This is a genomic window from Streptomyces sp. NPDC056503, from assembly GCF_042794995.1.
Classification (GTDB): domain Bacteria; phylum Actinomycetota; class Actinomycetes; order Streptomycetales; family Streptomycetaceae; genus Streptomyces.
Genome location: NZ_JBHTST010000210.1, coordinates 1 through 9102, shown reverse-complemented (window position 1 = coordinate 9102; position 9102 = coordinate 1). Strand labels below are relative to the sequence as shown.

The 9102-nt window shown below is 68.3% G+C and carries 11 protein-coding genes; 5 read left to right on the top strand and 6 right to left on the bottom strand.

Annotated elements, in window-relative coordinates; translation table 11 throughout:
• Together ACFQ8C_RS35460 and ACFQ8C_RS35455 are read right to left on the bottom strand one after the other, a co-directional pair.
• Positions 1-519, bottom strand: a 519-nt coding sequence (locus tag ACFQ8C_RS35460) for a hypothetical protein (protein WP_383465856.1), incomplete at its 3' end; no start/stop codon positions are given.
• 187 nt (positions 520-706) lie between these two features.
• A complete protein-coding gene (locus ACFQ8C_RS35455; RefSeq protein ID WP_383465858.1) occupies positions 707-1237 on the bottom strand; it encodes a recombinase family protein in 531 nt (176 codons plus the stop codon).
• Positions 1238-1631: 394 nt separating this feature from the next.
• On the opposite strand from ACFQ8C_RS35455, the gene ACFQ8C_RS35450 reads away from it, so the two are divergent.
• The 3 genes from ACFQ8C_RS35450 (at position 1632) to ACFQ8C_RS35440 (ending at position 3125) form a co-directional block, all read left to right on the top strand.
• Complete coding sequence (locus ACFQ8C_RS35450; protein ID WP_383465854.1) at positions 1632-1988, top strand: hypothetical protein; 357 nt, start codon at positions 1632-1634, stop codon at positions 1986-1988.
• A 30-nt stretch (positions 1989-2018) separates the two neighbouring features.
• Complete coding sequence (locus ACFQ8C_RS35445; protein WP_383465852.1) at positions 2019-2717, top strand: hypothetical protein; 699 nt, start codon at positions 2019-2021, stop codon at positions 2715-2717.
• A 75-nt stretch (positions 2718-2792) separates the two neighbouring features.
• Positions 2793-3125 carry a hypothetical protein gene (locus tag ACFQ8C_RS35440; RefSeq protein ID WP_383465851.1) on the top strand — a complete coding sequence of 111 codons (333 nt, stop codon included), beginning with the start codon at positions 2793-2795 and terminating at the stop codon, positions 3123-3125.
• Between the two features lie 467 nt (positions 3126-3592).
• On the opposite strand, the gene ACFQ8C_RS35435 is transcribed toward ACFQ8C_RS35440, so the two are convergent.
• Entirely contained in the window at positions 3593-3865 is a 273-nt protein-coding gene (locus ACFQ8C_RS35435; RefSeq protein WP_383465849.1) for a hypothetical protein, read from the bottom strand.
• A 381-nt stretch (positions 3866-4246) separates the two neighbouring features.
• Between ACFQ8C_RS35435 and ACFQ8C_RS35430 the strand changes: the two genes are divergently transcribed.
• Positions 4247-5059: a universal stress protein gene (locus ACFQ8C_RS35430; protein WP_383465847.1), complete on the top strand. Its 813-nt coding sequence runs from the start codon at positions 4247-4249 to the stop codon at positions 5057-5059.
• Between the two features lie 64 nt (positions 5060-5123).
• On the opposite strand, the gene ACFQ8C_RS35425 is transcribed toward ACFQ8C_RS35430, so the two are convergent.
• Positions 5124-5933, bottom strand: coding sequence for a universal stress protein (locus ACFQ8C_RS35425; protein ID WP_383465845.1), 810 nt, complete (start codon positions 5931-5933; stop codon positions 5124-5126).
• On the opposite strand from ACFQ8C_RS35425, the gene ACFQ8C_RS35420 reads away from it, so the two are divergent.
• On the top strand, positions 5823-6260 hold the full coding sequence (locus ACFQ8C_RS35420; RefSeq protein ID WP_383465860.1) for a hypothetical protein: 438 nt from the start codon (positions 5823-5825) through the stop codon (positions 6258-6260). The genes ACFQ8C_RS35425 and ACFQ8C_RS35420 overlap by 111 nt on opposite strands.
• A gap of 52 nt (positions 6261-6312) precedes the next feature.
• On the opposite strand, the gene ACFQ8C_RS35415 is transcribed toward ACFQ8C_RS35420, so the two are convergent.
• Positions 6313-6798, bottom strand: a complete 486-nt coding sequence (locus ACFQ8C_RS35415; protein ID WP_383465844.1) for a hypothetical protein — start codon at positions 6796-6798, stop codon at positions 6313-6315.
• 252 nt (positions 6799-7050) lie between these two features.
• On the bottom strand, positions 7051-9102 hold a 2052-nt coding region (locus ACFQ8C_RS35410; RefSeq protein WP_383465843.1), incomplete at its 5' end, for a tetratricopeptide repeat protein.

Sequence of the window (9102 nt, the reverse complement as noted above, 5' to 3'; positions counted from 1 at the left end):
CGGGTGATCTTGGTCGAGAACCCGTCTACCAGGAGCTTCGCCGTTGCGCAGGCCCGTCCAACTCGCGGTCATCACCGCCAGCTTGGAAAGAGCTCCTTGTCCCGCGGAGAGCGCTTTGCTGGCTGCCTGCACTACCGCGCTGGTGTCCGCTGCCATCTGCCGCTTACGGCTGTTCTGAGCAACGTCTTGCGAGAAGAGTCGGGGGTGGCACGAGACAGTCAACGCCCGCCCAGCCTGTTCAGCGAGCTTTTCCAGCTCCGGCACGACTCTCTTCTCGAACGAGGCCACCGCGCCGGGCATGGCCTGAGGCAGCGGGACAGTGCACACATCAGCCGCCCAGACACGATCGCTGTCGCCGTTTCGCACCCGAAGCAACGCATCGACCTCGAAGGGACGCTGCCCCGGAGGCAGCCGATCCGGTCGATCCTCGATCGTGACATCGCGATCGGCGTGGGACAGCGTCTGGCATACGAGCGCCAGAACGGCATCCTCTCGGGCGAGGGCTTCCGGAGTTGGCATACGGGCATCATGCCGGAAGGCCGCCGCAGAGTGTCCAGATAAAAGTTGACGTGCCGGTCCTTGAGCGGGGAGACCCGGGCGACGTCCTCGTCCTTGATGTCGTGGCCCCCGGCGCGGAGCTGTGCGACGGCCGCGTCCCGGTAGGGGTGCCGGTAAGAACTCCGTCACCAGCCGCAAACGATGGTGATCAGTCCTCTGACCTGGAGGGTCGGGGCAGCTCCGGCGTGTTGGTCGACTCGGCGAGTGCGAGGCGACCGCCCTTCAGTTCGGGTACGTAGTTGCAGATGGTGTTCCTGGAGACGCCGAGAAGCTTCGCGATCGAGGTGCCGGTGTTCTCCGGTCGGGCGAGCAGGTCGCGGGCGTGGCGTACCTGTTCCTCGGTCATCGCCGGCGGGCGGCCGAGCCGGGCGCCGCGGGCGGCGTCCAGGCCCTCGTTGGTGCCCTGGACGATGAGTTCGCGGATGAACTCAGCCGGCGCGGCGAAGACGTGGAAGACCAGGCGTCCGCCGGGCGTGGTCGTGTCGAGCGACTCGTGCAGCGAGGTGAAGCCGACGCCGCGCTTTCGCAGGCCGGACACGATGGCGATGAGGTCCTGGAGGGAGCGGCCGAGCCGGTCCAGCGACGGGACGACGAGGGTGTCTCCCTCGCGCAGGAAGTCGAGGGCTTTGCACAGTTCCTCGCGTTCGGCGTTCTTGCCGGACTTCTTGTTGGCGAAGATCCGGATGCATCCTGCTTCGGTGAGTGCGTGGATCTGCCGGTCGAGCAGTTGCCACCTTGGTGGACACGCGTGCCTATCCCGCGAGGCCGCCGGTCCGTACGGCCGGAACGGGGGCGAGGAGATCGGCGGTGGCGTCGTCCTGGGGTGGTTGCACCCGCCAGATCGTGCAGAAAACGGTGTTCCTCAAGTTCTTGAGCACATCGCCTTTCTGACCCCGTTATATGGGCATGATCCGGCGCTGATCAGGCCGCGCAACGCCGTGTACTGATCTTGCTCATCAATCGGTCGATTGATCAACGGTGCCTCCGGTTCACCTCCGTGACGGAGCGTCCTATGGCGACCGGCGGTTGCCAGCGCTGCTGCCCCGGACGATGCGGCATGGCATGCTCGGTTCATGGCCCGCACAATCTTCCACGCCGACATTGCGACGGACAGTCAAGAGGCGGTGATCGCGCTCCTGCGTGACTGGCTCGTGCGACCGGAGCTGTCGATGGCCGTGCGGCGGACCGGATACGAAACGACCTACCGCGACGACACCATCGAGTTGTACTGCTACGAGGCCGGCGCGCCCGGCTCCGGTGATTCCTTCTATCTGCTCGAGGGAATCGTGGAAGCGGAACCGGCCAGGGCGGTGGAGCGGCTGGCGGCGCTCGCCGGGGCCTGCATGGTGGCCGGGCTGGACTGCTCCATCGATTGCGCCGAGGCCGACGCCGCGGGGGCGGCGATCGGCGTGCAGTCGACCGTCGAATGAGGCAGGCCAAGGTGCGTGTTCGGAGGATGGATGCCTGAGGTTCCCGCAACCGACATAGAAGTACGCCGGCTCGGACGCACGCTGCTCGCGCAGGTGCGGACCATCGCCGCGCACGTCACGCCTGCGGCGGTGATCCCCGAGTCCGCGCTGCCCGAGGCACCCGAGGTCGCCGAATGGACCGATCCGCTGCGCTATCGGTTCGCGCTGCGCGTGCGGATCGGCCTCGACGCCGATCTCTCCGCCGGTGAGACTGTTCACCGCGCCGTCGAGGCCTTCACCACCGGTGGTTTCGACATCGTCGAGGAACGTCGTGCCGGCACGGTCGCGGCGCGGGTTGTGGTGACCGGGAGCCGTGCCGGGTTCCGGATCGATGTCCGCGTCTGGCCCGCCACCGGCGATGTCGTCTATGCCGGCGTTACACCGACGGTGGCCCTGCGGGCCCCACGAGCGCCGGAGCGCCCCGACCCCGTTCGCACGGCGGAAACGGTCGAATCGGGTCATGTGCTCTGTTACGAGTGCGACGGGCTCGGCTGGTGCCCGGCCTGCGGTGGCCTCAGTTGGGTGCTGGATGACGCCGGACTGCGGCGACGGTGCCCGGAATGCTGGGAACGGCGGGTATGCCCAATCTGTCGCGGCGCCGGGCAGCTGCAGATCGCCCGGTTGCGCCGGGCCGAACGGGCTTTCTACCCCGAGCTCGCCGATCCGCTGGCGAGAGAGGACGAGTCGTGACAGCGGCATCGCGGCTCGCAAAGCCTTCCGTGTCCAGCGCGACTGGATGCTGATTCGGAGCGGATCAGCATCCGCATGACCGAGAACGGAAAGATCGCGGTGCAACGCGAGGGCACACTGCACGCAGCGACCTGGCTCGGTACAGCAAAATGTCACCCGACCGGCCTACGCCCTGGCGCATTGAACATGCGCCATTGCCCCGTTCGGACCACTCTGGCCAGAGATCTGTGCCACCGGGTTCCCGCGATCTCCGCTCCACCGGGAGGCGGCATGGTCGTGATTGCTCTGCTTCTGCCGATACTGCTCGTAGTCATGATGTTCGCACTGGACGCCCTGGAGAACTTCCTGTTCCCCCAGCACACGGAACGGTCCCAGACCGGCACCGGGAATCCCTCGAAACTGCTTTGACCTGAGGCCCTCCGTCAAGATCAGTGGCCGGGACGTCAGAAACAGGCACCCAGCCCTATCTGCAGAGTTGTGGTCCGCACCTGTCGAGGGGGCGCTGCGGGCGCCCCAGGCCGCGTAACACCCGCCGCCGCACCCCTGCCCGAGGACACGATGTCCGGCGCCGACAACCTGCCCGCCGATATGCGTGATCGCTGGAGGAGGCCGCGCAACCTTGGAGTTGTTGAAGCTGCCAGGGCTGAGATGGTTCAGAGACGGCGGGCGAAAACCTCATCGACGCGGCGAACAACCCACGAGACACCAGTCCGCGCGAGCGCAGAGAGTAGCAACCCTGGTGCCTGCACTCCGCGTCGCGTGGCGTCTCACATCGCGGGCCGAGAAGAAGTGCCTCGGGCCCGGCCGGGGGCGCCTGGTTCAAGACACCGCAGTCCCGCCGTCACGTACAAGCAGACTCGAACTACCGTGACTGGCTATTCAGGCGGACTGGCCACGGGTACGTCTGCGTACGACACGCCCTCCACCGAACGCAGGTGATCCTGCGCCCTGAGCCACACCTGGTAATCCCAAGTCTCGACCTCGTCCTCGCCAACATTCCGGTAGACCACGACCGACACGAGGTACATCCACCCCTCGGGGATCTGGCGGCGCGCCCAGAGCCGACCGGTCACTTCCTCGCTGTTGGGTAGCAGCACCCGCACCGGCAGCGGAACGGAACCGGCTGGCTGTTCAGAGGGTCCGGACACGCCCCCACGGTAGATCCACGCCGGTGGTCCACGCGCCGCGGGTTCGAGGAAGCCCCTCCAACGATCAGCTCGGACGTCACGCGAGTGCCTTCGCCAGCGCCCGTGGGCCACCAGGGCGCTACCAGTCCACCGTGCACTCCAAGGGACGCAGGCTGGCCGCTAGCTGTTGCAGTGCACCGGCAACTACTCAACGGTGCCGCCTGCCGTTGCTGACTGCGGCGCAGCGGGTGCGTAGCTCGGCTGCATGATCAAGGCAGCGGCCGCGTTGCCGGAACCTAGCTGGGTCTGGAGGGTCGCCGTCGTGCGGTACGTGGGGGGCGCGCAGGAATTGCAGCCGTATGCCGATGGGTCGAGGCTGAGAATCCACGGATCGGAGTAGTTATGGGCAATCTGGTCGTCGTCGGGGTGGATGGCTCGTCCACGAGTCTCACCGCCGCGGAGGCAGCCGCCGCAGCGGCGGCACGGCGCGGTGCGGCGCTGCGTGTGGTGCATGCCGAGGTTCCGATCAAGCCCAGGTACCAGGTGCCGGAACCGGGTTCCAGGACGCTGGTCGACAAGGCGGCGGCCCACGCCCTCGGCATGGCGCCCGAGGTCATGGTGACCAGGGCTGTGGTGACGGGTGACGTGGTGCACGTGCTGGAACTTGAGTCGCAGGCCGCGGACCTGATCGTCGTCGGCTCCAGAGGCATGGGGGGCATCGCGGGCCTGCTGCTGGGATCCACACCGGTGTCCTTGGCCTCCCGCAGCCGTTGCCCGGTCATGACGGTCCGCGAGGAGCGCCGGGCCTCCGCCGGCATAGAGCCTGTCGTATTGGGGGTCGATGGGTCCCCTGACAGTGACGCAGCGGTCGACGTCGCCTTCGTTGAAGCCGCGTTGCGGCGGGCTGACCTCGTGGCTGTTCATGCGTGGCAGCCGGACAAGTCCTCGCCTGGCCCGGCGTCCGAGGCCGCAGAGCAGCTGCTGGCTCAGGCGATTGCGGGCCGCGCGAACGCCCATCCGGAGGTCGCCGTCTCATGCAAGCTGGTGAGCGGCAAGGCGCGTGAGGTGCTGCTCGAGGCGAGCAGTACGGCTCAGCTTCTGATTGTTGGTGCCCGCGGGCGCAGCGGTATTGCCGGACTGCTCCTGGGCTCGGTGAGCCAGTTCGTCATGACCCACGCGCACTGCCCGGTCGTCACGGTTCGCGGGACGCCGTGAGGCGAAGCGCCCGGGGGGTTGGGTACCTGAGAATCGGGAGGCACATCCCGACGCCCTGGGCGGATCATGTATGGGCGCGGACGACGGTGACGGGGCAGTGCGCGTGGTGGAGCAGTGCCTGGCTCACCGAACCCAGGAGCAGGCCGGCGAAGCCGCCGCGTCCCCTGGCCCCGAGGACCATAAGCTGGGCGGTCTTGCTCGTTTCGATCAATACCTTGCGGGTTTCACCGCTCAGGACTTCGTATCTGACCGTGACGTCTGGATACCTGTCTGCGCGGCCGGCGAGTGCCTGGGCCAGCAGACGCTCCGCGCTCTCGGGGCCTGTGCCGGGCGGCACGTAGTCCGGATGCCACGCGTGTACGGCAAGAATGTCGGCTCCGCGCAGTTCCGCTTCGGCGAAAGCGAATTCGATCGCCTTTTCGCCCAGGGGGGAGCCGTCGACGGCCAGCGCGATCGGCCCGGCGCCGGCCGGTTCCGCGCGGACCACCATCACTGGACACTGAGCGTGAACGGTCAGGGACGCCGCCGTGGATCCCATCAGCATGCCGATGAAGCTCTCCATCCCCCGGGGACCGACGACCACCAGGTCCGCGGCGCGCGACTCGGCCTCCAGAACCGCCACCGCGTCACCGGCTTCCACGGCCTCGGTGACCTTCACCTCGGGCGCCATACTCCGGGCATGCTGCGCAGCCTCGTTCACCAGGCGGTTGAGCGGTGAAGGGTCCAGCGGTGTGTACATGGGCCTGACCGGCCAGCTCAAGGCGTGCACCACACGCAGCTCCGCATGACGCCGTTGGGCTTCCCGGGCGGCCGCTTCCACCACGGCGGGACTCGACGACGAGCCATCCACTCCTACGACGACAAGGTTGTCCACCGTTCCTCCATTGATCGTTTCAGCTCCAAGCATCAGTGGAGCGATGCGTTGCTGCCATCTGGGGTGGCGGTCGACGTCGGTGGCGAACGTCAGCTCAGCTCCGGTCCTTGCTGGAGTCCTGCGACCTGCCGATACTGGCGGAAGCTGGGCGGCGCGGTGCCGGTGACCCCGGCACGGCCGGTGCGTCGCCGCGCGGCGGATCACAGCCGGCTGGATGCCGTGCGCCGGCTGGTCGGGCTGATCCTCGCGGAGGATCTGCCGCTGGATGGCTCTGTTCACGAGTTTCGGTTCTGGCTCCGGAACCTGAGCCAGAACCGCTACCCGTGAACAAAGCCACTCAGGGATGGCACCTTCTGTGAACCGCAGCCGTCGGCCCCCATCACCTGAGCTGCGGGTCTGCGAGGAGGACGACTCGATCGGCCTCGACGTCGAAGCCGAGCACCGGATGGCCGTACTCGCCCTCCGGGTCCATCAGCACCGGCTTGCCCAGCCGACGCCCGATCTCCCGAAGGAAGCCGCAGAGCACATCCAGTCGGTCCTGACCCTGCAACTCCCGCAGGTCGACGTCGAAGTCGATTTCGTCGTCGGCATGGAAGCTGAATATCGCCAACACATCGTCCGTCGGCCAGACCCGCAGGTCCGGGCACTCGGCATCCGCCGGACGGGACAGCACGGCCTCCGCCCGGGGCACCGGAAGCACCGTCTCTCCCTCGGAGTACTGGCCCTTCCAGCCCTTCTCCGCGACAAGGTCGAGGACCGCCTGCCAGTCCTCCACCGAGGCATTCGGGACACGCATGTCCGGCAACGCCCCCATCAAGTCCAGGTCGAAGAAGCATTTCACGTCATCCCACAGCAGGTCGCTCACCCCGCCATGCTGCCCGGATCACCGACCCCACGCACGCACGTTTCCCTTGACCAAGGACATAGGGGCCCCCGCCGGGGCTCCGCCGTCGACACCGAAGGGTGACGGTCTCGCTGGGCGTGTGAGGGGGAGGACCGGGGGCGAGACCGGGCTGGCCCGAGGCGACGGGCACGGCGCGTTTACCGAGCGGAGCCGCCCGCCATCAGCAGGGCGTAGGCCACCACCGCCTCACTGCCGATGCCGCCGCTGGCCACCTCATGCACTGCCTTCGCCCTCAAGGATCGCCTGCCACCACTCCAGCTCCGCGAGCGTGTCTCGAACCTCGGCGTGGTCGCGGCTGCCGTAGACGCGGGCTTCGTCATCGGCGAGCTCCCGCAGCGCTTCCACCGCGCCGACTGGGTTGCCGGCCTGCCCGGTGCAGACTGCCCACTGGTATCGGGTCAGCAGGGTGTGGGGGTGGTCGGGCCCGAGGACGCGGAGACGGTCGGTGAGGACTTCGGCGAAGGCGTCTGCGGCTCCGGCGGGGTCGCCGGCTTTGCCCCGCCAGTCGGCGAGGTTGCCTCGGACGACGAGAGTCTGGGGGTGGTCGGGTCCGAGGATGCGGAGACAGTCGTCGAGGAGTTCGGCGTAGGCGTCCGCAGCCCCATTGGGGTCGCCAGCCTCACCCCGCCAGCTGGCGAGATTGTTGCGGGTGGTGAGGGTGTCGGGGTGGTCGGGTCCCAGGACGCGCAGGTGGTCGGTGAGGAGTTCGGTGTAGGCGTCTGCGGCTCCGGCGGGGTCGCCGGCTTTGCCCCGCCAGTCGGCGAGGTTGCCTCGGACGACGAGAGTCTGGGGGTGGTCGGGTTCCAGGATGCGGAGACAGTCGTCGAGGAGTTCGGCGTAGGCGTCCGCAGCCCCATTGGGGTCGCCGGCTTCGCTGCGCCAGATGGCGAGGTTGTTGCGGGTGGCAAGGGTGTCGGGGTGGTCGGGCCCGAGGACGCGGAGCCGGTCGGTGAGGAGTTCGGCGTAGGCGTCTGCGGCTCCGGCGGGGTCGCCTGCTTCGCCGCGCCAGGTGGCGAGGTTGTTGCGGGTGATGAGGGTGTCGGGGTGGTCGGGTCCGAAGACACGCAGTTGGTCGGTGAGGACTTTGACGTAGGCGTCTGAGGCTCCGGCCGGATCGCCGGCTTCGCCCCGCCACTGGGCGAGGTTGCCGTGGATGGCAAGGGTGTGGGGGTGGTCGGGTCCCAGGATGCGGAGAGAGTCGTCGAGGAGTTCGGTGTAGGCGTCTGCGGCTCCGGTCGGGTCGCCGGACTTGCCGCGCCAGTAGGCGAGGTTGCCTCTGCTGGTGAGGGTGTGGGGGTGGTCGGGTCCGAGGATGCGGAGAGAGTCGTCGAGGAGTTCGGTGTAGGCGTCTGCGGCTCCGGTCGGGTCGCCGGCTTCGCCGCGCCACTGGGCGAGGCTGCCGCGGGTGGTGAGGGAGTGAGGGTGATCTGGTCCGAGGAGATGGTGTGCGGTGGTGTGGAGGTGTTGGTAGTGGTTGCGGGCGGCGGTGGCTTGTCCGGCTTTGCCGAGGGTGGTGCCGGCGTGGAAGAGGACACGGTGGAGACCGCCGTCGTCGGGGTCCCGCGGGACGGTGTGGGTGGCCAGGGAGGTGGTGGCTGCGCGGTAGTGCCTGCTGCTGAGCATCTCCTGCTCGGGCCAGGTCTCGAGGAGCGCGTCGGCGGCGATGGCTCCGAGCTGGTCGATCTCCCCGGTGGCGAGTGTTTCCCGGAGGGTGCGCTGGAGGAGCTGGTGGGTGCGCAGGGTGTGGTCGGTGGTGATGTCGGTCAGGTGGAGCCGGTGGAGCACCCGTAGCGCCCGTTTTACGTCCCGCTCGCTTACCGGCCTGCCCAGGACTTCCATTCCGGCGTCTCGTGTCTGCTGGAGGTGTTGCTGGAGGGCGGTTGCCGCGGTGATGCCGTCGGGTGTGTTGTTGGGGTCGAGCAGCGCGAGGACGTGCAGGAGGGGCCGGGCGAGTCCCGGAGGCGCGAGGGTGTTGGCGTAGTCGATGGACAGGGTCCAGGCGGCGGTGACGGTGTGGGCCTGCCGGTCGGGCAGCCCGTCGATCCCGGGCAGCGCCTCGTCGAGTGGCACCTCGGCGAGTTCGGTGCGGTACTCGTCCAGGGTGAGGGCGTTCTCCCGGATGTAGCTGGCGGCCTGGGCCAGGGCGAGCGGAAGGTGCCCGAAGTCGTCCGCCAGCTGCCGCAGCTCGGCGTCCTTCAGGTCGATCCCGGTGCCGGCCAGGCGCTGGCGGAGGTAGTGGACGGCTTCGTCGGGAGTAAAGAGCCC

What these genes read in the sequence shown, in the direction of transcription:
- ACFQ8C_RS35450 (WP_383465854.1), top strand. Translation starts at nt 1,632, where the DNA reads ATGGCCCGCACAATCTTCCACGCCGACATTGCGACGGACAGTCAAGAG.
- ACFQ8C_RS35445 (WP_383465852.1), top strand. Translation starts at nt 2,019, where the DNA reads ATGCCTGAGGTTCCCGCAACCGACATAGAAGTACGCCGGCTCGGACGC.
- ACFQ8C_RS35440 (WP_383465851.1), top strand. Translation starts at nt 2,793, where the DNA reads ATGACCGAGAACGGAAAGATCGCGGTGCAACGCGAGGGCACACTGCAC.
- ACFQ8C_RS35430 (WP_383465847.1), top strand. Translation starts at nt 4,247, where the DNA reads ATGGGCAATCTGGTCGTCGTCGGGGTGGATGGCTCGTCCACGAGTCTC.